Raw genomic sequence first — 24,487 nt, 5'->3', positions numbered from 1 at the left:
ATTAAACAGCCACGCGCTGGACGCGCCTTGTCGTACAAGGGAAGAAAATCAGTCATCGCGTTCTCACGTCACCTCACCACAATCTGCCCTGATAGATTTCAAGAATGTCCCGTATGTCGTTTCCGGTCAAAGATCTGAACGACTTGATCCGCTCCGGCGATTGCGTGGAATCACCCGAGCCGCCAAGCCGTTCGAGCCTGGCGATTGCCGCCTGAGCATCGCCCTCTTCGAGCAGCACGGCAATCGACAGCAACTCGCCCAGCACGCCGCCTCCGTTCAGAAGCGCATTGCGGATGACATCGGAAACCGGCAACTCATTCACGAAAACCGGCAATTCCATCCGACACGCAACGTGCAGTAACGACAGCACGCCGGTGAGATAGGCGGTGGCCGCCAGCGAACCCGGAACCTCCACCAGCGTGTCGATCGCCTTTTCCATGAAACGCGCGCGCCGCTGGGCGAGCAGCGCAAGCGGGTCTTCCTCGACCGGAAGCCCGGCCGCGTTGGCATAGAGCAGCAATCCGCACCAGTGCATGAGCCTGCGGCTGCCGGCTATCGACAATGCCTGCTTCAACGATGAAATACGCTCGCTCTTGCCGTTCGGCTGTTTGCTGCTGTTGGCAAGCCGCAATAGCTGCGTGATGAGCATCGGAGCGCCCTTCAGGGCGCGCGCGATACTCCCCAGAGGCGCATCGTTGCCGACCAGTTCGAACACATGAAGGATGGCCTTCACCGGCGGCATCGAGCGCTTGCCGCTGACTAGCTGCGGCTTCGCAAAATAATAGCCTTGCAGCAGATCACAACCGAGTTGAAGGGCCAGCTCCGCGTCCTCCGCGCGCTCCACCTTCTCCGCCAGCACGACCTTGCCCGCACGTTTGAACTGGCCGATCAGTTCCGGCAACGCGTCGCGCTGCACGAACGGCCAGTCGATCTTGACGATGTCGACGGAGGGCAGAAAGCGCCGGATATCGTCGGTCATGCTCGTGACGTCGTCGAGAGCGAGTTGGAAGCCCGCGCCTCGCAACTCGTTGCAGCGTCGCGAGAGCGCCGGCGTCAGTTCGACCGACTCGAGGATTTCCAGAACGAAACGCGACGCCGGCAGCACATCGGGGTAGTCGGAGAACAGAAAGTCGTGCGGACAGTTCAGAAAGGCGGCCTTGTTGCCGACCAGCCGTTCGAGACCGATCGCGCCCACCGCGTGCTCGACCACCGCGGTCGTGCTGCGCAGTTCGTCCTCGATCCGCACGGACGCGGTGGGTCCGTCCCTGAACAGAAGCTCGTAGGCGACCACGCGCCCGGAGCGATCCATGACCGGCTGTCGCGCCACGAACACAGCCGTATCGCCAGGTGTTACGGCATCTAGTGGCACTGTTGTCACGATTGGCTCCCCGTTGAATCCTTAGTGGATGTGTCGACGCTGCTGCCGCGCGCGAGACGGCGCGCCGGCCAGGCGCACAGTCTGCCTTAATTCGTCGTAGGAGTGATTATGCCGAAGTATCGTCCACGTCCACGCGTCTACGTATTGTGGGAAGGTGAGCGATCGGCTTTCGGGCTGCGCAAACGTGCGCGTCGGCCTCGCCGCGAGACGCCCGCGCCTAGCCGCATCGCCACGTCCGCCAGGTATCCGCCTTGCTGCGTCCACGCAATGACGCCGCAACTTTGTGTTCGATCCAGGAGATACGCCGGCCGCGTCATGAACGGCGTGCCGTCGCTGCCAGCCGAGGCGGGCAACGTCGCCGGACGAGTCCGCTGGCGCGCACCGCATGGGTGCATCCTCGCTCATGCCGGCGCTGTGGATCATCAAGCAATTCGGAGGCAACCACGATGATGCTCACCGACGAGGAAATCGCCCGGCTTCAAGCCGTCGCGCCGTTTCTGCGCAGCGAGGCCGCCGAGGCACTCAAATCCAGCGGACGACACGACGTGACGCTCGAACTGGAAGCGCATCTGCAACCCGGCTTGCGCATCCGCGCGCCGCAAACCGCGCAAACGCCACGGTCCGCTCGCGACCGCGATGCCCCGCCCTATCCGCTGGACCTGTTTGTGGGTTTGCCGCTTAACGAACTGCGCGCGCTCGCCAATGGCGGCGACGCGGCACGCGAGCGCGGCATCGCCCATTTCGGCGCGACGTTTTTACCTCGGCTTGTAAGTGCGATCCAGACGATGACGCCGGATGAGATCGATCTGGCGGCCGGTGTGCAAAGCAAACCCGGCACGCTCTCCGTGATGCTGGACGACGAACAGGGGCCCGCATAGCGCCCGAACTCGCCGCGCGCGGGATTCAGGTTTCGGGATTCAAGCTTCAGGATTCGCAAGATCCGCCGCGACGATCTCCGCGCCTTTTGCCCTGGCGCTATCGCGCGCTTCGCTGGCGGTGTCGAATGGACCGATCGGCGGCGCGCCGTCGAACGGAAAGATGAGGCGGTCGTCGATCATCCGCACGACTTTCAGGTCGCCCATGAACGCACCACTCGGCGTGCGCCGGTAGGTCGCGTAGATCTGGTAATCGCTGGCTTGCACGGGCACGTCGATTCCCACCGACGACTCCCCGGCATTCTTGCGGAAGCTGAATTTTCTTCTTACCACCACTCCCCCTGTTTCGCCATGAATGACGCGACTAGCCGCAAAGCCACGCGGCAGGCGCATGCACGCTGCTGTCTCGCCAGCGATACAGCAAGGGGTATTCCAGAGAAATAGGCGGTGAATGGACGATGATTTTTTGCAAGCCCACGCGCGAGTCGCGAAAGCGAATTGCAAGGATCGGAAGACGACAAAGCGCGGGGGCGGCCTCCTCGATAGGGAAGCCGCCCCCGCGCGAAAGCGATGAATATCGCCTAGAACGCGTGCTTCATGCCGATCCGCACGTCGGACTGCGTGTTCGACGTGGACGGCGCGAAGCTATAGCCGATCACCGCATTCACGCCATCGGACGCGCGCAGATAGTCGCCGGAAATATATACGTCCGTGCGTTTGGACAACAGGTAATGCAGGCCCAGCGATCCCTGATTCCAGTGATTGCCTTCAAAGCGCGTGTGCTGATAACCGCCGTACAACGCGAGCGCAGGCGTGAAGTTGTACGATGCGCCGCCCTCATAAACCTGCATGTGCGAGGTCTGACCCAGGCCCTTGATGGTCGTGTACGTGAAGTCGCCGGTCAGCATCAGCTTGCCGATCGTATAGGCGGCGCCAATGCCGAACGCGCCTTGCTTATCGACCGGAAAGGATGACGAGCTATACAGATCCGTCACCGCGCCGGTTGCCGGATCGACCGAAACAGTCGGCCGGCCGAGGAAACTTCGCGTGCCGATCATCGCATACGGATCGAACGCATAGATGCCGTACGGGTTGTTCAACTGCGTATAAGCGGTGCCGATGTTGAACGCGCCGTGCTCGTAACGTGCGCCCACGCTCCACGCGCTTTTCTGATGGAAGTCGCCCGCCGTATTGCCGAACGAATACATGCCGCCGAAACTGAAGCCCGAGAAATCGCTCGACAGGAACTTGACCGAATTCGGCAGACGGTCGCCGTTCATGCGGTCGAAGTCGCCCTGGTGGATCGCGTAGCCGCTCGCCCATGCGGAGATGTTGTACAGATAGACGAACTCCTCGGTCATGTCGAGCTGATTGCCGAACGACAGCGTGCCCCACGAGTTCTTCAGGCCGACATAAGCCTGGCGTCCGAATTCGGCGCCGCCGAATCCAAGCTGGCCGTTGCCCAGGTGAAAGCCCGATTCGAGCACGAACACGGCTTGCAAGCCGCCGCCGAGATCTTCCACGCCCTTGAAGCCGATCCGGTTGCCGTACGAAATGCCGTCATCGAATTTGAACTGGTGGGCGCCGCCTGCGTTGTTCACGTAAGTGATGCCGGCGTCCAGAATGCCGTACAGCGTGACGCTGCTTTGCGCATGAACAGCCGTGGGCGCGAATGCGGCGCTGGCCGCGAGAGCGAGTCCCGAAAGACTGGCGGCATTTCTCTTCTTCATCTAGATTCTCCCCTGCTCTTTGCCTGCGTATTTCGTTGGATGAAGCGATCCTTGCCGGGCGTTGTATTCGACGCGCGGCGTTTCTCGCATGAGGGCAGTTCGAAACCGGCTGGGACTGACTGAAACGGAGTGGAGCTGGCGTCGAGGCAGTCAATCCGCATGGCTTGCCTGCCTCGACGGGTCAAGAATACGAGTCCAGATTTATGGCGAATCAACCGCATGCGACATGAATCTGTCGCCTGGCGACCTTGCCGCCACGAATGCCGCTTTATTTCACGCCGAGGGCGGTTTGCACCGCTTGCAAGCCATTCGCGCCGCTAGCCGTGTTAACTCCGTCGAGCCACGACTTCAACAGTTCCGGGTGACGCTTGAGCGCTTCGGTGGCCGCGACGTCGACGCCTGTTTTCTTTTCCAGTACTTCGGTGATCACGCCGTTTTCCAGATCGACATTGAACGTAAGCTGTTTGAAAAGGCGCCCCACATTCGGGCATTGCGCGGCATAACCGCTGCGCACCACCGTATTGACCGTGGCGCCGCCGTAATTCGGCCCGAAGTACTTGTCGCCGCCGTCGAGATAGGTCAGCTTGAACTTCGTGTTCATCAGATGCGGCTCCCAGGCGAGGAACACGATCCACTTCTTCTCGCGCACCGCGCGCTCCACCTGCGTGAGCATGCCGGTCTCGCTCGATTCGACGACTTTCCAGTTGCCGAGGCCGAACGCCTTGTCGTCGACCATCTTCTTGATGTTCTGGTTGGCCGGCGCGCCCGGTTCGATGCCATAGATCTTATTGTCGAACTTGTCGGCGTTCTTCGCGAGGTCCGCGAATGAGTGGACACCGGCGGCCGCCACGTAATCGGGCACCGCGAGCGTGAACTTCGCGTTGGTGAGATTCGGATGCACGACCTCGATCGATTTCTCTTCCTCGAACGGCTTGACGACCGGCGCTTGCGCCGGCATCCAGTTGCCGAGGAACACGTCGATCTGCCCTTTCTTCAAGCCCTGATAGGTGATCGGCACCGACAGGTTCGCCACCTTCTGCGTATAGCCGAGCGCCTTCAGTACAACGCCGGTCATCGCATTGGTCGCGTCGATGTCGGTCCAGCCCGGCCCCGCCATGTTGACCTGCGTGCACGACTGCGGCTCCGCGGCCGAAGCAAGAGTGGCCGCGGCGCAAAAGAGCGCGGCGCCGGATACGGCCTGTTTCAAGAGCTTTTTCATCATGTCGGCTTCCTGTAGGTGGGTGAATCATGAGCGGGATATCGAGCGGAACACCGGGCGGCAACTAGTGCGCGACGGCGGGAAAGCGCGCCATCGCTTCCAGCGTATCGAGATCGATGTGGTTGCGCATGTAGCGCTGGCTCGCATCCACCAGCGGCTGCCAGTCCCACGACGCAACCGTGCCCTGCGTCGTGGCCGCGAAATGAAAATGACGGCGGCGCTGGCTTTTCAGAACCTCCTCGTGCAACGCGGCGAGATCCCAGCGTCGCGCGATCTCCTCGCGCAGCGCCGCCACTAGCAGCGCGTATTCGGCGCGCGCGGCAAGGTTCTCGCGCTCGAACGGGTCCGCCGCGACGTCGTATAGCTGATCGGGATCGGCCGGCGTGTGGATGAACTTGAACTGCCCGCGCCGCAGCATCACGATCGGCGCTATCGCGCCTTCGGCCAGATATTCGCCGATCGCCTCGTCGTGCCCGCCACCGGCGCCGCGCAGATGCGGCATGAGGCTTTGTCCGTCGAGCGAATCCGGCCACACGGCGGGCAACTCGCCACGCGCCAATTCGACGAGCGTCGGCAACAGATCGAGATGCGATACCGACGCCTGCACGCGATGCGCGTCGAACTGCTGCGGCGCATGCACGATCAGCGGCACGCGGCAGCCGCCTTCGAAGAACGTCATCTTGTACCAGAGGCCGCGCTCGCCGAGCATCTCGCCGTGGTCCGATGTCACGACGATCATCGTGTCCTGGGCGAGGCCCGCCTGTTCGAGTGCATCGAGGATCGCGCCGAACTGATCGTCGACATAGGAAATCGCGCCGTAATAAGCGCGGCGCGCATTGCGGATCTGCTGGTCGGTCGGCGGCGTGCGGTCGGTTTGAGAGACGTGCCGCAAGCGCTTCGAATGCGGATCGGCTTCGTCGAACGAATCGCGATACGCGGGCATGTCGATGCATTCGTCGGGATACATGTCCCAGTACTTTTGCGGAATCGCGTATGGGTCGTGCGGGTGCGTGAGCGAGGCGACCAGGCAGAACGGCCTCGCGTCTTTACCGGCATGACGCTCGCGCGCGATGTCGAAGAGCTTTTGCCGGGTCGTGAACGTGACTTCGTCGTCGAAGTCGAGTTGATTGGTGCGCACGCACGGACCCGCGTCGATCACTGAACTCATGTTGTGATACCACGTCGGGCGCGTTTCGAAATCGTCCCAGTTGGGCGTCCAGCCGAAATCGGCGGGATAGATGTCGGTGGTGAGCCGTTCCTCGAAACCGTGCAATTGATCGGCGCCGCAGAAATGCATTTTTCCGGACAGGATCGTGCGATATCCTTCCGCCCGAAGATAATGCGCGAACGTCAGTGTTTGCGACGGAAATTCCGCTGCGTTGTCGTAAGCGCCGATCGCGGACGGCAGCTTGCCCGACAAAAAGGAAAAGCGCGACGGCGCGCACAACGGACTCGCGCAATACGCCGACTCGAACACCACGCCCTGCTTCGCGAGGCGATCGAGATTGGGAGTTTTCGTCAGACGATGCCCATAAGCGGCAAGCGCGAAAGGCGTCATCTGGTCGGCCATGAGAATAAGAATATTCTTTTTGGTGTCAAGCATTGGAACGTGCCTCGAATAGAATCGCAAATGTTGGAGCAAATGGCATTGCAAGCGGATGAATCAGGCCGGGCAGCAACACCACTATTGCCGTCCAATTCGCCGCTGTGAAGACGGCAAATCGTTATGTGCCTATAAGGGGGCGTTATGTCGAGGCAGGATCGCTTGCCGCCGATGCAGGCGTTGACGATGTTCGAATCGGCCGCGCGGCTCGCCAGCTTCACGGCGGCCGCTCGCGAGTTGGGTTCGACGCAGCCGGCGGTGAGTCAGCGCGTCGTGCAGCTCGAAGAAGCGCTCGGTGCGCCGCTCTTCGAGCGCGGCCACCGCGGCGTCACACTGACGGAGGACGGCGTGCGTCTCTTCGAAGCCGTGCACGACGCGCTCGGCACGATCCGCGCAGCCACCGCCGAGATTCGCGCGCGGCGCACGCCGCAAACGCTCACGCTCTCCACCGATTTCGGCTTCGCCACGTATTGGCTGATGCCGCGCCTGTCGCAATTCAAGGCGTTGATGCCGGACGTCGACGTGAAGATCATCACCTCGCAGAACGTGTTCGACCCATCGCACGAGCAGTCCGACATTGCGATTGCATTCGGCGACGAGAATGCGGATTGGACCGCGCGCGGCGTGGTCAAGCTGTTTCCCGAACGCGTGACGCCCGTGTGCAGCCCCGCGTTTGTCGCGGCGCATCCGTCGTTGCGCACGCCCGCGGACTTGACGAATCTGCCGCTGCTGCATCTCGAACCCACTCAGCCGGCGCGCTGGCTTTCATGGGCCGACTGGTTCGCCGCGCACAGCCTCGACGCGCCCGCCGCGCATCGCGGCATCACGTTCAACAGCTATACCCTGGTGGCTCACGCCGCGATCATGGGCCAGGGCGTCGCGCTCGGCTGGGCGCCGCTCGTCGATGAACTCCTCGCTACCGGGCAACTGGTCGAACTGTTCGATACGCCGCTCGTCACCGGGCGCGGCTATCTGCTCGTCACGCAGCGCACGGCCACGCCGGTCATCAGCGCGTTTCGCCAATGGCTGCTGGGCGAATGCGGACTCGACGCCGAATGAGCGCCTGACGTTCCCGTTCCAGCGCGACGGCGGTTAGCTTCTATCCGCGCGTCCGGTTGATTTGCTCTACTGCGATGATGCATGCCGCGCCCCGCGGCGTCGCCTTATCGTCTATGTGGAGAGCGCATGTCCGCCGATTCCCGTCCCGATCAACTGGTTCTCACCGTCGCGTGTCCGAGTGCGGCGGGCCAGGTTGCCGCCGTTGTCGGCTTTCTCGACCGGCATCATTGCTATATCGACGAACTGACCGTTTTCGACGACGACCTCAGCGAGCGCTTCTTCGTGCGTTGCGTGTTTCATGGCGTCGAGAGCAAGGAGAGCCTGGACATCGCGGCGCTCAAGCGTGAATTCACCGTCATCGCCGAGCGCTTTCAGATGACATGGGCCATGCACGATGTCGGCACGCGGCCGAAGGTGCTCATCATGGTGTCGAAACTCGAACACTGTCTCGCCGACCTGCTATTCCGCTGGCGCATGGGCGAGTTGAAGATGGACATCGTCGGCATCGGCTCGAATCATCGCGACCTCGAACCGCTTGCGCAGCAGCACGGCCTGCCGTTCCATCATCTGCCGATCACCGCCGACACCAAGCCGCAACAGGAGGTGCGCCTGCTCGATCTGTTCGAGACCTCGGGCGCCGAATTGATGATTCTCGCGCGCTACATGCAGATTCTTTCCGGCGAAACGAGCCGCGCGCTCGCGGCGCGCGCGATCAATATCCATCATTCGTTCCTGCCCGGCTTCAAGGGTGCGAAGCCTTATCACCAGGCGCATGCGCGCGGCGTGAAGCTGATCGGCGCAACCGCGCATTTCGTGACCGACGATCTCGACGAAGGCCCGATCATCGAGCAGGTGGTGGAGCGCGTCGATCATGCTTACGGCCCGGAGCGGCTGCTCGCCACGGGACGCGACGTCGAATGCATCACGCTGGCGCGAGCGGTGAAGGCGTTTATCGAGCGGCGCGTGTTTATCAACGGCGATCGAACCGTCGTGCTGCAATAAGCAGAGAATAAGCAAAAACGCCGCTAAAAAGCGGCGTTTTCTTTAGAAGTTGCCGCTCTTTTAAAGCGGCAACCGTTTCACAAGAACAAGGCGATCACTTCACCCAGCTATCCACGCGATCGCCATGCGCGCTGATCCATGCATCGGCGGCGGCGGTCGGCTTCTCGCCGTTTTGCGTCGCCAGCATCACGCTGTCGATCTCGCCCGGCTTCCATTGAAACTTCTTCAGGAACGCGACGACCGGCGGCGCTTTCTTTTCGAGTTCCGGATTCACGACGCTATCCACGTGCTCCGCTTCACCGAATACCTTCTTCGGGTCTTCGAGGAATTTGAGCTTGTACTTCGCGAACATCCAGTGCGGTTTCCAGCCGGTCACGATGATCGGCTTGCTCGCCGCTTCCGAGCGCGCCAGTTCGGCGGTCATCGCGCTGCCCGAACTCGGCATCAACGTATAGTTCAGCCCATACGCCTTGATCGCTTCGCTGGTTTTCTGCATCACGCCCGCGCCCGCGTCGATACCGACAATGCGCGCGCCGAATTCCGCCTTCTTCGCTTCCAGATCGCCCACGGTCTTCACGTCGGCATTCTCCGGCACGATCAGACCGATCTTCGCGTCGTTGAAGTTCGGGCCGAGGTCGACCACCTTCTCCTTGAAGTTATTCCAGTACGCACCGTGCGTGACCGGCAGCCACGCGGAGAGCGTCGCGTCCAGATCGCCGCGCGCCACGCCTTGCCACATCACGCCGGCCGCGACCGGCACGAGTTGCACCTGATAACCGAGGCGTTTTTCGATCACGCGCGCGGCCACGTTGGACGTCGCCACGCTGTCGTCCCAGCCTTCCACGTAACCGATCTTGATGGTCGGCTTCGTATCGGCCGACACGCTAACGCTGCTTGCCGCCAGCGCCGCGCTCAAGGTACTCAACACCAATATCTTTTTGATCAGTCTCATCGCCATCTCCCGTTCGCCGTCCAAAAAACAACCCATTGAGCATTTAGAATCGCCAGCCAGAAAGGCCGGGTAACGTTGTTTTCCGACATGCAGTTGTCCGCATGCGACCTCGCCCGAAATCCGGGTCCGATTCTTGTCTTACTTATCGACGACGAGATCACTGAGCGGCTTGCTGCAGCACAGCAGCACCATGCCCTGGTCGATCTCACGCTGACGAATCCCGCCCGCGTGTTTCATCGCGACTTCACCCGACACCAGCTTCACCTTGCACGTGCCGCACATGCCCTGCGTGCACGATGCGGGCAGCCGAACGCCGGCTTTCTTCGCCGCATCCAGTACATGCTGACCGCTGCCGCATTCGATCTCGCGATGGCTTTTGGCAAAGCTCACCTTGAATTTCGTGTCCGTCGACTCGACCGGCGCGGGCGCAAAACCCGGCGCCTCTGCGCGCATTTCGGCAAAGCTCTCCGCGGTAGCGGGAACCGTGGCACTGGCTGTCTGCAACGCATCCGCGACATGCGCGGTCGTCAATTCGGCGGCGACCTCGCTCACCGTCTCGAACGAAAAGCTTTCCTCGTGATAATGGCTGCGATCGAATCCGCCCTCGTCCAGCAAATTGCGCACGGCCTGCATATACGGCGCGGGCCCGCAAGTGAAGATCTCGCGTTCGAGGAAATCCGGCGCGATCAGCTTGAGCAGCGGCAGCGTAAGAAAGCCGGTCACGCCAGGCCAATTCGTGCGCGCGCCGAGCCGTTCGCACACGAACGCCGTGCGGAAATGCGCCTGATTCGAGGCAATCAGATCGAGCTCGCGCGCGAAAATGATGTCGTCCGGCGTGCGCGCGCTGTGCACGAATACGATGTCGCTGTCCTGACCCAGTTCGTGATGCGCGCGGCTCATCGACATCAACGGCGTGATACCCGAGCCCGCCGACAAAAACAGAAACTTGCGCGCCGGATGCCGCGCGCAGGTGAACTCGCCCGAAGGTCCAAGCACGCGCACCTGCGAACCCGCATGCAGATTGTCGTGGAGCCAGTTCGACACCTTGCCGCCCGGCACCCGCTTCACGGTGATCGAAATCGTATGCGGTCGCGTTGGCGGCGACGAAATCGTGTAGCAGCGATTCACCGCCTCGCCGTCGATCTCCAGTTCGAGCGTGATGAACTGCCCCGGCTCGAACACGAACGCGCGTTCCGACGGCGCGCGAAAGAAAAAGCTTTTGACGTCGTGCGTTTCCTGGCGGACCTGGCAGCACACCAGCGTGTCGTCGGTATCGCTGTTCCAACGCGCCGGCAGCGTCTCCCAGAACCGCGGTTGCGTCACGCGGTTGGGAGCCGGCTCGGTCCTGAGCTGAAACGTCGCCTGATCGCGCATCATTGTTTTCTCCCGCTCCTGGTTGCGGTATTGCGCTCAGCGCTTGAACGACACGACTTTTTCGCCGTGCGGTAGCGGCGCGGTACTGCCCGCGTCGCTGGTTTGGGGTGCGTTGTCGTAATCGGCAATGCGGCCGATGTACCACTCGCAGAACTTCTCGACCAGGCCCTCGGTGAACGGCGAATACGGACCCGGCTCGTAGGCGCTGCTCGTCGCGCCGCGCTGTGAGTATTCGACGAGCGCGCGGTCCTGATCGTTCGTCGCGCGCCACACGGCCGTGAGGTTGTTCACGTCGTAGTCGATGCCCTCGCGCGCGTCCTTGTGCACGAGCCACTTGGTGCGCACGAGCGTCTTGCCGGCGGACAGCGGAATCACCGAGAAGCTCACGATATGGTCGCTCATGAAGTGATGCCATGAATTCGGCTGCGTCCAGAACGACAGGCCGCCGAGGTCGGCTTGCTCGAAACCGCCGAGCAGTTTCTTCGAGGCGACTTTCGCGTCGAGTGTCTGCGATTCGCCGTCGCGATCGAGCGGCAAGCGTTGCGTGCGGAAACCCGTGACGAGATCGGCGAGCCGTTCGATTTCCGCCGAAGGCAGATTCATCGCCTCCCACTGCGCGGTGCGGCGCGCCACGGTTTCCTCGAACGCGGCCATGCCTTCCTCGTTGGCCGGCGTGCGCTGATAGCCGAAGCCGTATTCATAGAGCGAAATCGTCAACTCGGGATGGTTCGCGACGCAGTGATAGCACTCGCGGTTGTTCTCCATCGTGAGCTTCCAGTTGCCTTCCTCGATGATGTCGATCGACGCCGCGATCTTGCAGCTCGGCAGATCGTGCGGCAGCAGATACGGTTCCATCGCGGCGCGCACCACGGCGAAGTCGGCCGGCGGATGTTCCGCGAGGCAAATGAAAATCAGGCCCGCGAGGTTTTCGAGGTGCACGGACTTCAGGCTGTGCTTGCAGCGGTCGAACTGATCGCCCATGTGCTCGGCGTACATCAGGTCGCCGGTCAGGCTATACGTCCAGCTGTGATACGGGCAGACGATATTGCCGAGCGAACCTTTCTCGCTGTTGCACAGCCGCGACCCGCGGTGGCGGCAGACGTTGTGAAACGCCCTCACCTGCATGTCGTCGTCGCGCACGATCAGGATCGAATCGTGACCGATTTCCACCGTGATGTAGTCGCCCGGTTCCGGCACATCCGGCTCCACTGCGACCTGAATCCAGTGCTGGCGGAAGATCGCGTCCATGTCGAGCGCGAAAATATCCTCGCTCGTATAGAACGGCGCTTCCAGCGTGTGATTCTTCTTGCGGCGTTCGATCATTGCGCGAACGTCTGCGGAAACTTTCATTGTGTGCTCCGTTGCGTATCACGTCTGGTGCCGCGCCAGGCCCTCCTGGTCGCGCGCTGGCCTGAATGGGAAATCAGTAATCCACGAGTTGATGCTCGCGCAAATACGCGAGTATCACTTGTGCTTTTTCGACGGAACTCCCTTCAATTACGACGCTGCCGCCACGGCTTTCGGTCGTCGTTGCCGAGAGCATGCGGGCGTGGCCGGAGCGCTTTTCGGCGGCGGCGAGGCGCACCGGTTTGGCGCTGGCCGGGCGAACTGTCCAGGCGACGGAGTCGGGGTCGCGGGACTTGCTCTCACTACGCGTGGCGACCGGGCGGATCGTGCCTTCACGCAGCCGTGCATACGCATACTTCGGCACGGCGTTGGCCATCGGATGCACCGCGAGCAAGGCAGGCAGTTGCACCTCGACGCGCCGGCGCAAACCCTTCGGCATGAATTGCCGGACTTCGGCGCAACCGTCGCGCAAGGTCAGATCGACCGCCGCGCCGATGAGCGGCATCTCCAGCGCATGAGCGACGCGATACGGCAGCATGCCGCTGTCGAATGCGCCTTCGGCACGCGTGCCGGTCAGCACCAGGTCGTAACCTCGCAGACGCGCGGCAAGCGGCGCGGCGGCGTCGGCCTGAAATTCAGGCGTCGCCGGCAATTCGAGCACTTCGACCGAGCGCGCGCCGAGCGCGAGATATTCGTTGAGCGCCGGATTCGACGGATCGCCCGCGTGCAGCACGTCGAGCGTCGCGTTGTGCGCTTTCGCGAGCGAGAGCGCCATTGTCAGCGCGGCGGCGTCGTTGCGGCTGTAGCGCGCGGCGCCGCTCACCGGATGACGGCCCACGGAAACTAGTACGGCGATCTTCATGCGAGCGCTCCCTCGGCCGGTGCCGTCGAGTTCAATAAGGCCGCGCCGGTTCCGCGCGCCGTGCGCGCCGCGGATGCGGCTTCGTTCAGCGCGGCGATGGTTTCCTGGGCGTCGGCGATCACGGTGAGATTCGCGCGCTTGGCGATCGGCGCGCTGGCGTCGAGATTCACCGCGATCACGTGACGGCAATCCTTGATGCCTTGCAGATGCTGCACCGCGCCCGAAATGCCGAACGCGATATAGACGCTCGCCTCGACCGTCTTGCCCGTCGCGCCGATCTGCTTGTCGCGCGTGAACTTGCCGTCGTCCACGGCCACGCGGCTTGCGCCGATCGCCGCGCCCAAGGTGGACGCGAGACGCTCGAACGCGGGGACGTCGCTCACGCCGTTGCCCGCCGAGACGATGAAATCCGCTTCTTCGAGCGCCAGTTGCGCGGCGTCGATTTCCTCGATGCCGAGGTCGCGCACGGCGCCTTTGGACGAAACCGGCTCGCCGTCGACGCGCCACACAACCCGCTCGCCCGCGCCGACAAACGGCAATTTCGGATCGACGGCGTTCGGCGCGAGCAGCACCACTTCGGGCAGCGAGCGCGCGGCGAAAGCGGTATTCGCCCGCACATAAGCCGCGACGTGCGTGGCATCGATCTCCACCACATGCGTTGCGACGCTCGCATTGGCGGCAGCCGCATAGCGGCGGCCGAGGTCGCCGTCGCCGGTCGCGTTGTCGGGCAGGAAAATATGGACCGGCGCATACGCCGCGACGCATGCGGCCAACGCGTTCAATTCGTCGATCGGCGCAAACTTGCGGCGGTCGAACATCGGCAATTCGATCAGCTTATCCACGCCGAGCATGCCGAGCGCGGCGGCCTCGCCGGTGAACTCGCCGAATACCAGCAGCACCACTTCGGTGGTTGTGTCAGCGATCAATGCGGCGGCGGCCAGCGTTTGACGCGCGTGGTCGTCCAATGCGCCGCGGTCCGCATGGGCGGCAACCAGCAACACGCGCTGCGGCGTCGCGCTCGTGCGGCGCGGCTTGGCCTGCTCGCGATGATGGCCCGCCGAGCCAGCCGCCGCGAAGTCCGCCGACCCGGCCACGCCGGTCGCACCGAGCGTGATGCGCCTGAGGCCATCCGCCGTGATGATGAACGGCCGGCGCGGATCGATTCGTTTGAGAGTGTTCATCGCGTTACTCCAGCGCCGCTGCAACCAGTTCGGCAACGTCGAGCACTTCAGGCCGCGGTCCCACCACGCCTTCGAGCATCGCCGTGCAATTCGGGCAACCCACCGCGACGATTTCCGCGCCGACCGTGCGGGCGTCGTCGATGCGAATGTCGGGAATGCGGCGCTTGCCGGGAATGTCGGTCAACGGCGCACCGCCGCCGCCGCCGCAGCAACGCCCGCGCATGCCGTTGCGCTCCATCTCGACCACCTTGATGCCGATGCTCTTCAGCAAGCGGCGCGGCGCTTCGGTCTCGCCGTTATAGCGGCCCAGGTAGCATGGATCGTGATAGGTGATCTTGCGCTCCGCCAACGCGGCCACCGCGCGCGGCGACAGTTTGCCGCTCGCGACCAGTTCGTCGATCAGCGCCGTGTGATGCTGCACTTCGTAGAAGCCGCCCAGCGCGCGATATTCGTTGCGCAGGCTGTGCAGCACGTGCGGGTCGGCGGTGACGATCTTGCGGAACGAGTACTGCGAAAGCGTGCCGATCAACTGCCGCGCGAGTTGCTGGAAGGTGGCTTCGTCGCCGAGACGCCGGGCCGTGTCGCCGGTATCGGTTTCCACGCCGCCGAGCACCGCGTAGTCGATGCCCGCGCGATTCAACACCTTGACCAGCGCGCGCAGCGTGCGCTGATAACGCATGTCGAACGCGCCTTCGCCGGCGATCAGCAAGACCTCTACGTGACGCCCCGGTTGCGCGACCTGCACTTGCAAATCGACCGCCCAGTCGTAGCGCGCGCCGATGTCGTAACCGTTCGCGCTGCCCGTCTCGCGCAGATTGGCGAGCGTGATCGGCCCCTTGCCCGGCACGTTGCCTTCGACCAGGGTCTGATTGCGCCGCATGTCCACGATCGCGTCGACGTGCTCGATCAGCATCGGGCACTCCTGCACGCAGGCGCGGCAAGTCGTGCACGACCACAGCGTATCCGCTTCGATCAGGCTGGAAATCAGCGGCTTGCCGGGCGCGCCGGCATGCTTGCCGAGCGGAATGCCGGGCGTGGGACTGCCCGCATAGTTGGCGTCCGTGCCGCCCACCATGCCCGTCACCAGGTCCTGAATCAGCTTCTTCGGATTGAGCGGCTGGCCGGCGGCGAACGCGGGACACGCCGCCTCGCATTTGCCGCATTGCACGCACGCGTCGAAACTCAGCAACTGGTTCCAGCGAAACTCGACCGGCTTGCCAACGCCGTATTCCTTTGCGTCGAGCAGCGGCGCCTTTAGCGCGGTCGGCGGCACCACGTCGCTATCGTTGCGCTCGGCGAAACGCTCCTGGCGCGGATGAAACGCGAGGTGCAGCAGACCGGCGAGCGCATGCTTCATCGGGCCGCCGCGCGCCGCGCCGAACGTCATCGTGAACGCGCCCGCCGCGATCAGCAACGCAACGATGATCGCGAGCGCACCCGACATCGCCGAAGCCGGCAGCGCGACGAACAGCACGAGGCCGAGCGCGAACGAACCGAGCAGCAGCGGCAGATGATCCCAGGGCCCGCGCGAAAGCCGCGCCGGCACCGCCTTCGCGCCATGCCGGCGACGCCAGACGAATACCGCGCCCACCAGCATCACGAGCGCGGCGAGGAGAATCAGCCGGTCGAGCCACACGGAGTAAATCGCCAGCCCGTAGTTGACGAACACCAGCGCCATCGCGAGGATCGCGCCGCCCGCGGTGGCGACGTGCGTCCTGGCGATGTACGGATCGCGCGCGACCACATGGTGCAGATCGACGAAGTAGCGCTTGGGAATCGACAGCAGATTCGCCCAGCCGTAGGCGCCCGCCGCCGTGGCGCGGCCTTCGCGCCAGTAAGCGGCGCGTTTGGCGAGCGCGAACGCGAGGCCGGCCACCGACAGCCACAGCAGGACGGTGATGACAAACACGGGGCTCATCGTCAGAAATCCTTGCAAAGACGCAGCGCGTCGTAGATCGCGCCGTGAATGTTGTGCATGGAAATGCAGTCGCCGACGCGGAACAGCAGGAAGCGGCCGTTGCCGAGTTCTTCGCTCAAGGACGGTTGCGGCTCCGAGGCGAACAGCTTGTGCACGTCCACCTGGCCGCGATTGACCGACTCGGGCTTGAGCGTCCAGTAAAGCTGGTCATTGGGCGTGCTGCCGTTCTCGATCACCACCTGATCGACCGCGCGCTCCTCCTGCTCTTCCGTGTACTCGTTGCGGATCACGGCGATCTTCTTGCCGTCTTCCTCGTAGACCTTGTCGAGCCAGTAATTCGGCGTATGAATCACGCCCTGCGCATAGAGCCGGCGATAGAAAATCGGGAACGTGGTGCCGCCCACGTCGTCGGCCACCTTCACGTCCGGCGTCACGATCTCGACGTTCGAGCCGCGGCTCGACATGAAATCGGCGACGCCCGCGCCGGCGTGCGTGCTCACGCCGTCATACACGAGCACGTTCTTGCCCGGTTCGACCTTGCCCGACAGCACGTCCCACGAACTTACGGCAAGACCTTCCTCGACGCCCCATGCCGCCACTTGCGACGTGAACGACGAGCCGCCCGTCGCCAGCACGACGATGTCCGGCTGCTCGGCCATGATGGTTTTCTCGTCGGCGGCAACGCCGAGCCGGCGATCGACGCCGAGGCGCTTCGTTTCCATATCGAACCAGCGCACGATGCCCGCCATCTGTTCGCGCTGCGGCGCTTTCGCGGCCAGCATGATCTGGCCGCCCACGTAGTCGTTCTTCTCGAACAGCACCACGTCATGACCGCGCGACTTCGCGACGCGCGCCGCTTCCAGTCCCGCCGGACCCGCGCCGACCACGACGACCTTGCGCTTCGGCCCGCGCGTCTTCGCGATCACGTGCGGCATGGTTTCCTCGCGCGAGGTCGCGGCGTTCTGCACGCACAGCACGTCGAGCCCGTTGTACTGACGGTCGATGCAATAATTCGCGCCGACGCACTGCTTGATTTCGTCCTCGCGGCCATCGCGGATCTTGATGACCATGTGCGGATCGGCGATCTGCGCGCGCGTCATGCCGACCAGATCGACCATGCCGCCCGCCAGCAGACGTTCCGCCTGCCCCGCGTCGCGAATGCTTTGCGCGTGCATGACCGGCACCTTCACCACCGACTTGATGCCGGCCGCGAGATGCACGAACGGTTCGGGCGGCAGCGCCATCGGCGGCATGCAGTTCGCGAGCGTATTGTGCGTGTCCGCGCCCGAGCCGATCACGCCGAGGTAGTCGATCAGGCCCGTTTCGCTCATGGCCTGGGCGATTTCCTTCAACTGCTCATGATCGAGCCCGTCTTCATGAAACTCGTCGCCGCACATGCGCAAACCGATGCAGAAATCCGCGCCCACCGCTTCGCGCACCGCCTTCAATACTTCAGTGCCGAAACGTAGACGGTTTTCGAGCGAGCCGCCCCATTCGTCGGTGCGGAAATTCGTGCGCGGGCTCCAGAACTGGTCGATCAGGTGCTGGTGCGCCGCCGAGATTTCGACGCCGTCCATGCCGGCATCTTTCACGCGCTTCGCGGCCGCCGCGAAATCGCTGATGATGCGGCGAATCTCCTCCACTTCGATGATCTTCGCGTTGCCGCGGTGCACCGGCTCGCGCACGCCGGAAGGCGACATCAGATGCGGCCAATGCTCGCCATGAAACGCCGAACGGCGGCCCATGTGCGTGGCCTGAATCATGATCTTCGCGCCATGCCGATGCATCGCCTCGGCGAGCCGCGCGAGCGGATCGATGATCTTGTCGGTGGACAGATTCACCGACTTCCACCAGCCTTGCGGGCTGTCGATCGACACCGGGCTCGAACCGCCGCAGACGGCGAGGCCGACACCGCCCTTCGCCTTCTCCTCGTAGTAACGGATATAACGGTCGCCGGGCAAGCCGCCCGGTTCCGCATAGACCTCCGCGTGCGCGGTGCTGACGATGCGGTTGCGCAAGGTCAACTGGTTCAGCGTGAGAGGCTTGAAAAGGTTCGGGTAACGCATCGCGATCGACCTCGGAATGGATAGGCTCAGGCGTGTTACGAAGCGAGCGGCGACACTTCGAATACGCAATGATCGTGGCCTTCAGCCGCGCATTGCGCTTCCCGCGAATACGAAGGCGGGCCCTTGCGCGCGGCATCCGGCGCGGTGTCGTTGACCCAATCCATCGCGCCCGCGAACCAGCCGGCGAACATGTAGCAAAGCTTGCCTTCCTTGCCCGGCTGCGCGAGCACGAACGACGAATGATGCAATTCGATGCGCGCACGCGAGCTCGACGGATCGGATTCGGTGATCCTGAAGATGCCCCAGCCGCGTTGCGACAGACGGTTCAGGTAATGCTCGAACACCGCCATGCCGGAAATGCCGTGCTGTTTCGCTTCCTTGTCGCACCAGAAATAGGCGGACTTGTAGCCGGCCTTGTAGAGAATCTCGGCATACGTGTCGCGGCCCAGCGCTTCTTCGACGGCGGTGTGATTGTTCGTGAAGAAATGACGCGGCACGTACAGCATCGGCAGCGCGTCGGTGGTCCAGACGCCGGTATTCGGGTCGACGTCGATAGGCAGTTGGGGTTGCATGTGGAGACTCCGTTTTTTATAGCGTGAGGTTCGTTGAGTGGCGCTCAGACTGTCCAGACTTCACCGAACACCCGCACCCAGTTTTCACCCATGATCTTCCTGATGCGCGTCTCGCTCCAACCGGCGCGCTCCATCGCGGCCGTGAGATTCGGGAACTCGCCGATCGTGCGAATGCCCTCCGGATTCACGACCTTGCCGAAGTTGGTCAGTTGGCGATAGCGGCCCTTGTCGTGCGTGATCCAGTCGAAGAACTCGGTGCTGTAGCCTTGCGTGAAGTCCGTGCCGATGCCGACCTGATCTTCGCCGATCAGATTCACCACGTACTCGATTGCCTCGATATAGTCTTCGACGGTCGCATCCGCGCCGCGCTTCAGGAACGGCGCGAACATCGTCACGCCGACGAAGCCGCCCGCATCGGCAATCTCTTTCAGTTGCTCGTCGCTCTTGTTGCGCGGATGTTCTTTCAATCCCGACGGGCAGCAATGCGAGTAGCACACCGGCTTGTTCGAAGCCGCGATCGCTTCCGAGGACGTCTTGCCGCCCACGTGCGAAAGATCGACCATGATGCCGACGCGGTTCATCTCCTGAATCACTTCGCGGCCATAGCCGGACAGACCGCCGTCGCGTTCATAGCAGCCGGTGCCCACCAGGTTTTGCGTGTTGTAGCAAAGCTGCACCACGTTCACGCCGAGATCCTTGAAGGCTTCGATATAGCCGAGGTTGTCCTCGAAAGCGTGCGCGTTCTGGAAGCCGAAAATGATGCCCGTCTTGTTCTCTTTCTTCGCGCGGAAGATGTCGTCGGTGGTACGCACCAGCGTCAGAATCTCTCCGTATTCGCGGATCTGCTGCTTCATCTCGGCGATGTTGTCGACCGTCTTCTGGAAGCTTTCCCAAACCGAGACCGTGCAGTTCACCGCGGTGACGCCGCCCTTGCGCATGTCCTCGAACACCGAGCGCTCGAACTTCGAAATGTTCAGACCGTCGATGATGATGCTGTTGTCGTGCAGAGTGCTCATCGTGTGCTCCAGGCGTTCTCAGTAGATGGGGAAGCGTTCGCACAGCGCGAAAATCTCGCGGCGCACGCGTTGTTCGGTGGCGGCGTCGCCTTCGGGGTGGTCGCGCAGCGCGTCGAGCACCTCGACGATCAGCCGCCCGATTTCGCGGAATTCGCTCACGCCGAAGCCGCGCGTCGTGCCCGCCGGCGTGCCGAGGCGAATGCCGGAAGTGACCGTCGGCTTCTCTGTATCGAACGGAATGCCGTTCTTGTTGCAGGTAATGCCGGCGCGCTCCAGCGCCTGCTCGACCTGGTTGCCCTTGAGACCCTTCGGGCGCAGATCGACCAGCAGCAGATGGTTGTCGGTGCCGCCCGTCACCAGATCGACGCCGCCTGCCTTCAACACTTCGCCGAGCGCCTGCGCGTTGGCGAGCACGCTGTCGATATAAGTCTTGAAGCCGGGTTGCAGCGCCTCGCCGAACGCCACCGCCTTGCCTGCGATCACGTGCATCAGCGGGCCGCCTTGCAAGCCGGGGAACACCGCGGAGTTGATCTTTTTGGCGATGTCTTCGTCATTCGTCAGGACAAAGCCGCCGCGCGGGCCGCGCAACGTCTTGTGCGTGGTCGAGGTGACCACGTGCGCATGGTCGACCGGATTCTGGTGACGCCCCGCCGCGATCACGCCGGCAATGTGCGCCATGTCCACCATCAGCTTCGCGCCCACGCCATCGGCAATCGCGCGCAGCCGTGCGAAATCGAGCGCGCGCGGATAAGCCGAGAAGCCGGCGATCAACAGAGCCGGTTTATGCTGCTGTGCGAGTTCCTCGATCTGCTCGTAATCGATCAGCATCGTGTCGCGATTGACGCCATACTGCACCGCGTTGAACCACTTGCCCGACATTGCCGGCTTCGCGCCGTGCGTGAGGTGGCCGCCCGCGTCGAGCGACATGCCGAGCACCGTGTCGCCCGGCTTCACCAGCGCGAGCATCACCGCGCCGTTGGCCTGCGCGCCGGAATGCGGCTGCACGTTGGCGAATTTCGCGTTGAAGAGTTGCTTGATGCGATCGAGCGCAAGCGTCTCGATCACGTCCACGTATTCGCAACCGCCGTAGTAACGCTTGCCCGGATAGCCTTCCGCATACTTGTTGGTCAGCACCGAGCCTTGCGCTTCGAGCACCGCGCGCGACACGATGTTTTCCGACGCGATCAACTCGACTTGCGACTGCTGGCGCTCAAGCTCTTTCAAAACAGCGCCGCGCACCGCGGCATCGCGCGTGGCCAGCGATTCTTCGAAGAAGGGATTCGGGTTCGACATGGAAGGGTCCGTGAAGTCGTTGACGGAAAGGCCGGAAAGCGCCGCTCAGTGGATCGTTTGAGCCCTGCCGCCGCCGGTCTGCATTGCGTCTATTCTTGACGTTCGCCCCGCGCGCCAATTTATGAATTCAGACGTGTTCTTTGCCTTTTCCGCCATGCCCGTCCTTTTTTCACAAGTCGGCGCTGACGCGCTTTCTCCGCCGATCTTCGCCGCCCAATCATCAGACGCAGGGCCGGCCTTCGTGCTGCACTGCAACCGATCGCCGCGCGCGGTTCAGGTGCGAAAAACAGGCTCGCGGCTCCGTTGTGGTGCCCCTTGTCGGGCTGTCCAACCTTAACCGGCGGCAACTGAGGGTTTAGCCTGATGGCATGGTAGTTGCACAAATACGCAAAATTGCAGGAGTCGCCGCTCCCCACGGCGACGCGACACTATAGATTCGAAGGAATCATTCCTCCCATGGCCACCGACCGCACGGCATCGTTGTCGCATTTCGCATTCATGCCGGTTCCGAACTTCACGATGATCGCTTTCACCAACGCGATCGAAGTCCTGCGCATGGCGAACTACCTGAGCGGACAGACGCTTTATCGCTGGTCGATCGTGAGTCCCGAAGGCGGACCGGTCACGGCGAGCAACGGCCTCTCGGTCGATACGGGGCCGGTGGAATGCGTCGGCCAGCCCGATATCGTGTTCGTGATCGGCGGCATCGACGTGCAGCGCGCCACCACGCCCGCCCATCTTTCCGCGTTGCGCCGCTTTGCCCGCACGGGCAGCGTGCTCGGCAGCCTGTGCACCGGCACTTATGCGCTCGCGCGCGCCGGCTTGCTGGCCGGTTATGCCTGCGCGATTCACTGGGAGAACATGTCGGCGCTCAAGGAGGAGTTTCCCGACACGCGCTTTCTGAAAGAACTGTTCGTGATCGACCGCGATCGGGTCACCTGCACGGGCGGCGTGGCGCCGCTCGACATGATGCTGAACCTGATCGCGCCGCGCGTGGGTACGGCGCGCGTCACGCAGATCGCCGAGCAGTTCATCGTCGAACATGTGCGCGACACCAGCGCGCAACAGAAAATGCCGCTGGTCGCGCGGCTAGGTTCGGCCAACAAGTCGCTCTTCGAAGTGATCTCGCTGATGGAGAACAACATCGAAGAGCCGCTTTCGCGCGAGGAACTCGCGCGCCTCGCCGGCATGTCGCAGCGGCAACTGCAGCGGCTCTTTCGCGAGCATCTCGGGATGACGCCGACGCATTACTATCTGACGCTGCGTTTGCGGCGCGCCCGCGAACTGCTGCTGCAAACCGACATGTCGATCATGCATATCACGATGGCTTGCGGCTTCCAGTCGGCTTGCCACTTCTCGAAGAGCTATCGCGACGCGTTCGGCACCGCGCCGACGCGCGAGCGTCGCAAGCAGGCGCCTTCGCTTGCGGTAGTGCCTGTGATGGCGGCCTGATTCTTCGAGCGTTCAGGTCGGGTTCACATTTCCGAGCCGACGCCGGGCGTCGCGACGGGATCAGCGGCATCAGCGGTATCGGCGGTATCGGCGGTATCGCCAACGGTAAGCGGCTCGATTCTGCCGACGATCACGAGATAACTGAGCGCACCCAGCAGGCAGGAGCCGCCTGCCACACACAGTGGCACCTTGAACGAACCATTCGTCAACGCGACCATGAAACCGGTGAATGTCGTAATGACGATGCCCGCGAGATTCGACGCGAAGTTCTGGATTCCGCCGATCGATGCAACGTGATCCGGCGTCGGCGCGACATCGTTGGGCAGCGACAGCACACTGGCCGCGGCGAACGCGAGACTGCCATAGGCGATGCTGAAAAACGCGAGCACCAGATAGATGTTCGTCGTAAAGGCGGACAGCGTAATGACCGACGAGAGCAGCATTCCACCGACCATGCAGGATTTGCGCGCGGCCGTCAGACTCCAGCCGCGCCGGACCAGTGAATCGGACACGAAGCCGCCCAGCCAACCGCAAGGGATCGCGACGAGCGCGGGAATCATGCCGAGCGTGCCGAGCGACTTCAGCGAGAAACGGTGCGTCTGGACCAGATAGCTCGGAAACCACGTGATAAAAAAGTAAATCACGAAGTTCAGGCAGAAGAAGCCGAGCATCATTCCCCACAGCGTGCGATGGGTGAAGAGCGAACGCCAGGTGATTTTCCTACGCTTGGCGGCTCCCGATTGCACAGACGAATCGACCGCGCCGGCGCGATGTGCGCGTGAAGGATCGCGATAAATCAGCAACCATCCGACGACCCACACGAAGCCCAACGCGCCCGTGATGACAAAGGCGGCCTTCCAGCCGAAAGAACCGATGATCAACGCGACGACCGGAATCGAAAGCGCGGAGCCGACCCGGGAGCCGCTGTCGTAAATGGCGGTGGCGAAAGCGCGTTGCCGGGGCTCGAACCATTGCGACACAAGCTTCACGCAAGACGGATACGCGCCGGCTTCACCGGCGCCCAGCATCAACCGGCAGCCGAACATTCCCGCGATGCCGGTCGGCACTGCCGTCAGCATGGTGAACAGCGACCACCAGCCCACGGCGAGAGGCAGTGCGATGCGCGCGCCGACGCGGTCGACGAACCAGCCGAACGGCATCTGCATGAGCGCGTAGGTCCAGAAGAACCCGCTCAATACAAGGCCCATTTCAGTCGGGCCTAGGCCTAGCGCGCGCTGAATCTGCGGCGCGGCGATCGCAAGATTCGCGCGGTCGACGTAGTTCACCAGATTGGCCAGAAAGCAGAGAAAAATCACGGTCCAACGTGTGTTGCTCATCAATGCTCTCGTGGCAGAAGCGGGATTTTTTCGTTGCGCTGTGGCTGACGAATAGCGCGCTTTGAACCGAACAGGTCGCGCGCGAGCGACCATCCGGCGCGACACGCGGCGAAAGGATAGCAGAGGTGAGCGGTTGATCGCCCGACATTCTGGCGCGTGGGCACAGTTCGGGCTGGTGAGAGGTGGCGTGCTTGGCGCTCGGAGAGAGCGACGGATGAGTGCGACGCAGCGAAAGCATCCGCGCGCGTCAA

The 24,487-nt window shown here is 62.9% G+C and carries 20 protein-coding genes; 4 read left to right on the top strand and 16 right to left on the bottom strand.

The window, feature by feature from the left end:
* Positions 1-73 precede the first annotated feature (73 nt).
* Positions 74-1,309, bottom strand: a complete 1,236-nt coding sequence (locus ACOCG7_RS06535) for an EAL and HDOD domain-containing protein (RefSeq protein WP_421377302.1) — start codon at positions 1,307-1,309, stop codon at positions 74-76.
* A 515-nt stretch (positions 1,310-1,824) separates the two neighbouring features.
* Here ACOCG7_RS06535 and ACOCG7_RS06530 point away from each other — a divergent pair.
* Entirely contained in the window at positions 1,825-2,256 is a 432-nt protein-coding gene (locus ACOCG7_RS06530) for a hypothetical protein (RefSeq protein ID WP_421377300.1), read from the top strand.
* A 39-nt stretch (positions 2,257-2,295) separates the two neighbouring features.
* Here the strand turns inward: ACOCG7_RS06530 and ACOCG7_RS06525 are convergent, their stop codons facing one another.
* The 4 genes from ACOCG7_RS06525 to betC all read right to left on the bottom strand — a co-directional run bounded on the left by ACOCG7_RS06525 (position 2,296) and on the right by betC (position 6,805).
* Positions 2,296-2,586 (bottom strand): DUF6723 family protein, encoded by a 291-nt coding sequence (locus ACOCG7_RS06525; protein ID WP_421377298.1) that lies wholly within the window; start codon positions 2,584-2,586, stop codon positions 2,296-2,298.
* A gap of 248 nt (positions 2,587-2,834) precedes the next feature.
* Entirely contained in the window at positions 2,835-3,983 is a 1,149-nt protein-coding gene (locus ACOCG7_RS06520; RefSeq protein WP_073431103.1) for a porin, read from the bottom strand.
* A gap of 268 nt (positions 3,984-4,251) precedes the next feature.
* Complete coding sequence (locus ACOCG7_RS06515) at positions 4,252-5,205, bottom strand: choline ABC transporter substrate-binding protein (protein ID WP_090518820.1); 954 nt, start codon at positions 5,203-5,205, stop codon at positions 4,252-4,254.
* Positions 5,206-5,266: 61 nt separating this feature from the next.
* A complete protein-coding gene (gene betC / locus ACOCG7_RS06510) occupies positions 5,267-6,805 on the bottom strand; it encodes a choline-sulfatase (RefSeq protein WP_421377295.1) in 1,539 nt (512 codons plus the stop codon).
* A 144-nt stretch (positions 6,806-6,949) separates the two neighbouring features.
* On the opposite strand from betC, the gene ACOCG7_RS06505 reads away from it, so the two are divergent.
* Both ACOCG7_RS06505 and purU read left to right on the top strand, forming a co-directional pair.
* The gene (locus tag ACOCG7_RS06505) at positions 6,950-7,864 is read left to right on the top strand and encodes a choline sulfate utilization transcriptional regulator (protein WP_421377293.1); all 915 of its coding nucleotides are present in this window, start codon (positions 6,950-6,952) and stop codon (positions 7,862-7,864) included.
* Between the two features lie 126 nt (positions 7,865-7,990).
* The gene (purU, locus tag ACOCG7_RS06500; RefSeq protein ID WP_421377291.1) at positions 7,991-8,866 is read left to right on the top strand and encodes a formyltetrahydrofolate deformylase; all 876 of its coding nucleotides are present in this window, start codon (positions 7,991-7,993) and stop codon (positions 8,864-8,866) included.
* 94 nt (positions 8,867-8,960) lie between these two features.
* Here purU and ACOCG7_RS06495 read toward each other — a convergent pair whose 3' ends face one another.
* The 10 genes from ACOCG7_RS06495 to ACOCG7_RS06450 form a co-directional block, all read right to left on the bottom strand.
* Positions 8,961-9,818 (bottom strand): glycine betaine ABC transporter substrate-binding protein, encoded by an 858-nt coding sequence (locus ACOCG7_RS06495; RefSeq protein ID WP_073431160.1) that lies wholly within the window; start codon positions 9,816-9,818, stop codon positions 8,961-8,963.
* A 138-nt stretch (positions 9,819-9,956) separates the two neighbouring features.
* Positions 9,957-11,195: a hybrid-cluster NAD(P)-dependent oxidoreductase gene (locus tag ACOCG7_RS06490; protein ID WP_073431107.1), complete on the bottom strand. Its 1,239-nt coding sequence runs from the start codon at positions 11,193-11,195 to the stop codon at positions 9,957-9,959.
* A gap of 33 nt (positions 11,196-11,228) precedes the next feature.
* Entirely contained in the window at positions 11,229-12,542 is a 1,314-nt protein-coding gene (locus tag ACOCG7_RS06485; protein ID WP_073431108.1) for an aromatic ring-hydroxylating oxygenase subunit alpha, read from the bottom strand.
* 73 nt (positions 12,543-12,615) lie between these two features.
* Positions 12,616-13,401: a drug:proton antiporter gene (locus ACOCG7_RS06480; protein WP_073431109.1), complete on the bottom strand. Its 786-nt coding sequence runs from the start codon at positions 13,399-13,401 to the stop codon at positions 12,616-12,618.
* Complete coding sequence (locus ACOCG7_RS06475) at positions 13,398-14,582, bottom strand: electron transfer flavoprotein subunit alpha/FixB family protein (RefSeq protein WP_073431110.1); 1,185 nt, start codon at positions 14,580-14,582, stop codon at positions 13,398-13,400. The genes ACOCG7_RS06480 and ACOCG7_RS06475 overlap by 4 nt, the downstream gene beginning before the upstream one ends.
* Positions 14,583-14,586: 4 nt before the next feature.
* Complete coding sequence (locus ACOCG7_RS06470) at positions 14,587-16,500, bottom strand: (Fe-S)-binding protein (RefSeq protein WP_421377287.1); 1,914 nt, start codon at positions 16,498-16,500, stop codon at positions 14,587-14,589.
* 2 nt (positions 16,501-16,502) lie between these two features.
* Positions 16,503-18,566: an NADH:flavin oxidoreductase gene (locus ACOCG7_RS06465; protein WP_073431112.1), complete on the bottom strand. Its 2,064-nt coding sequence runs from the start codon at positions 18,564-18,566 to the stop codon at positions 16,503-16,505.
* A gap of 35 nt (positions 18,567-18,601) precedes the next feature.
* Positions 18,602-19,138, bottom strand: a complete 537-nt coding sequence (locus ACOCG7_RS06460; protein ID WP_073431113.1) for a DUF5943 domain-containing protein — start codon at positions 19,136-19,138, stop codon at positions 18,602-18,604.
* A 44-nt stretch (positions 19,139-19,182) separates the two neighbouring features.
* Positions 19,183-20,154: a dipeptidase gene (locus ACOCG7_RS06455; RefSeq protein WP_073431114.1), complete on the bottom strand. Its 972-nt coding sequence runs from the start codon at positions 20,152-20,154 to the stop codon at positions 19,183-19,185.
* Between the two features lie 18 nt (positions 20,155-20,172).
* Positions 20,173-21,447, bottom strand: coding sequence for a serine hydroxymethyltransferase (locus ACOCG7_RS06450; RefSeq protein WP_073431115.1), 1,275 nt, complete (start codon positions 21,445-21,447; stop codon positions 20,173-20,175).
* Positions 21,448-21,903: 456 nt separating this feature from the next.
* Here ACOCG7_RS06450 and ACOCG7_RS06445 point away from each other — a divergent pair, with 456 nt between their 5' ends.
* Positions 21,904-22,899 carry a GlxA family transcriptional regulator gene (locus tag ACOCG7_RS06445; protein WP_073431116.1) on the top strand — a complete coding sequence of 332 codons (996 nt, stop codon included), beginning with the start codon at positions 21,904-21,906 and terminating at the stop codon, positions 22,897-22,899.
* 23 nt (positions 22,900-22,922) lie between these two features.
* Here the strand turns inward: ACOCG7_RS06445 and ACOCG7_RS06440 are convergent, their stop codons facing one another.
* A complete protein-coding gene (locus tag ACOCG7_RS06440; protein WP_421377284.1) occupies positions 22,923-24,236 on the bottom strand; it encodes an MFS transporter in 1,314 nt (437 codons plus the stop codon).
* Positions 24,237-24,487: the final 251 nt, after the last annotated feature.

The sequence above is a fragment of the Paraburkholderia sp. DD10 genome (assembly GCF_049177125.1).
GTDB lineage: Bacteria > Pseudomonadota > Gammaproteobacteria > Burkholderiales > Burkholderiaceae > Paraburkholderia > Paraburkholderia terricola.
The sequence above is the reverse complement of the archived record's forward strand: the minus strand, read 5'-3'. Positions and strand labels throughout refer to the sequence as shown.

Excerpts from the sequence above, each read along its gene's own strand:
- ACOCG7_RS06440 (WP_421377284.1), bottom strand. The coding sequence starts at position 24,236 with ATGAGCAACACACGTTGGACCGTGATTTTTCTCTGCTTTCTGGCCAAT.
- ACOCG7_RS06460 (WP_073431113.1), bottom strand. The coding sequence starts at position 19,138 with ATGCAACCCCAACTGCCTATCGACGTCGACCCGAATACCGGCGTCTGG.
- ACOCG7_RS06485 (WP_073431108.1), bottom strand. The coding sequence starts at position 12,542 with ATGAAAGTTTCCGCAGACGTTCGCGCAATGATCGAACGCCGCAAGAAG.
- purU (WP_421377291.1), top strand. The coding sequence starts at position 7,991 with ATGTCCGCCGATTCCCGTCCCGATCAACTGGTTCTCACCGTCGCGTGT.
- ACOCG7_RS06520 (WP_073431103.1), bottom strand. The coding sequence starts at position 3,983 with ATGAAGAAGAGAAATGCCGCCAGTCTTTCGGGACTCGCTCTCGCGGCC.
- ACOCG7_RS06470 (WP_421377287.1), bottom strand. The coding sequence starts at position 16,500 with ATGAGCCCCGTGTTTGTCATCACCGTCCTGCTGTGGCTGTCGGTGGCC.
- ACOCG7_RS06455 (WP_073431114.1), bottom strand. The coding sequence starts at position 20,154 with ATGAGCACTCTGCACGACAACAGCATCATCATCGACGGTCTGAACATT.
- ACOCG7_RS06465 (WP_073431112.1), bottom strand. The coding sequence starts at position 18,566 with ATGCGTTACCCGAACCTTTTCAAGCCTCTCACGCTGAACCAGTTGACC.
- ACOCG7_RS06445 (WP_073431116.1), top strand. The coding sequence starts at position 21,904 with ATGGCCACCGACCGCACGGCATCGTTGTCGCATTTCGCATTCATGCCG.
- ACOCG7_RS06530 (WP_421377300.1), top strand. The coding sequence starts at position 1,825 with ATGATGCTCACCGACGAGGAAATCGCCCGGCTTCAAGCCGTCGCGCCG.
- ACOCG7_RS06515 (WP_090518820.1), bottom strand. The coding sequence starts at position 5,205 with ATGATGAAAAAGCTCTTGAAACAGGCCGTATCCGGCGCCGCGCTCTTT.
- ACOCG7_RS06475 (WP_073431110.1), bottom strand. The coding sequence starts at position 14,582 with ATGAACACTCTCAAACGAATCGATCCGCGCCGGCCGTTCATCATCACG.
- ACOCG7_RS06505 (WP_421377293.1), top strand. The coding sequence starts at position 6,950 with ATGTCGAGGCAGGATCGCTTGCCGCCGATGCAGGCGTTGACGATGTTC.
- betC (WP_421377295.1), bottom strand. The coding sequence starts at position 6,805 with ATGCTTGACACCAAAAAGAATATTCTTATTCTCATGGCCGACCAGATG.
- ACOCG7_RS06495 (WP_073431160.1), bottom strand. The coding sequence starts at position 9,818 with ATGAGACTGATCAAAAAGATATTGGTGTTGAGTACCTTGAGCGCGGCG.
- ACOCG7_RS06535 (WP_421377302.1), bottom strand. The coding sequence starts at position 1,309 with ATGGATCGCTCCGGGCGCGTGGTCGCCTACGAGCTTCTGTTCAGGGAC.
- ACOCG7_RS06490 (WP_073431107.1), bottom strand. The coding sequence starts at position 11,195 with ATGATGCGCGATCAGGCGACGTTTCAGCTCAGGACCGAGCCGGCTCCC.
- ACOCG7_RS06480 (WP_073431109.1), bottom strand. The coding sequence starts at position 13,401 with ATGAAGATCGCCGTACTAGTTTCCGTGGGCCGTCATCCGGTGAGCGGC.
- ACOCG7_RS06450 (WP_073431115.1), bottom strand. The coding sequence starts at position 21,447 with ATGTCGAACCCGAATCCCTTCTTCGAAGAATCGCTGGCCACGCGCGAT.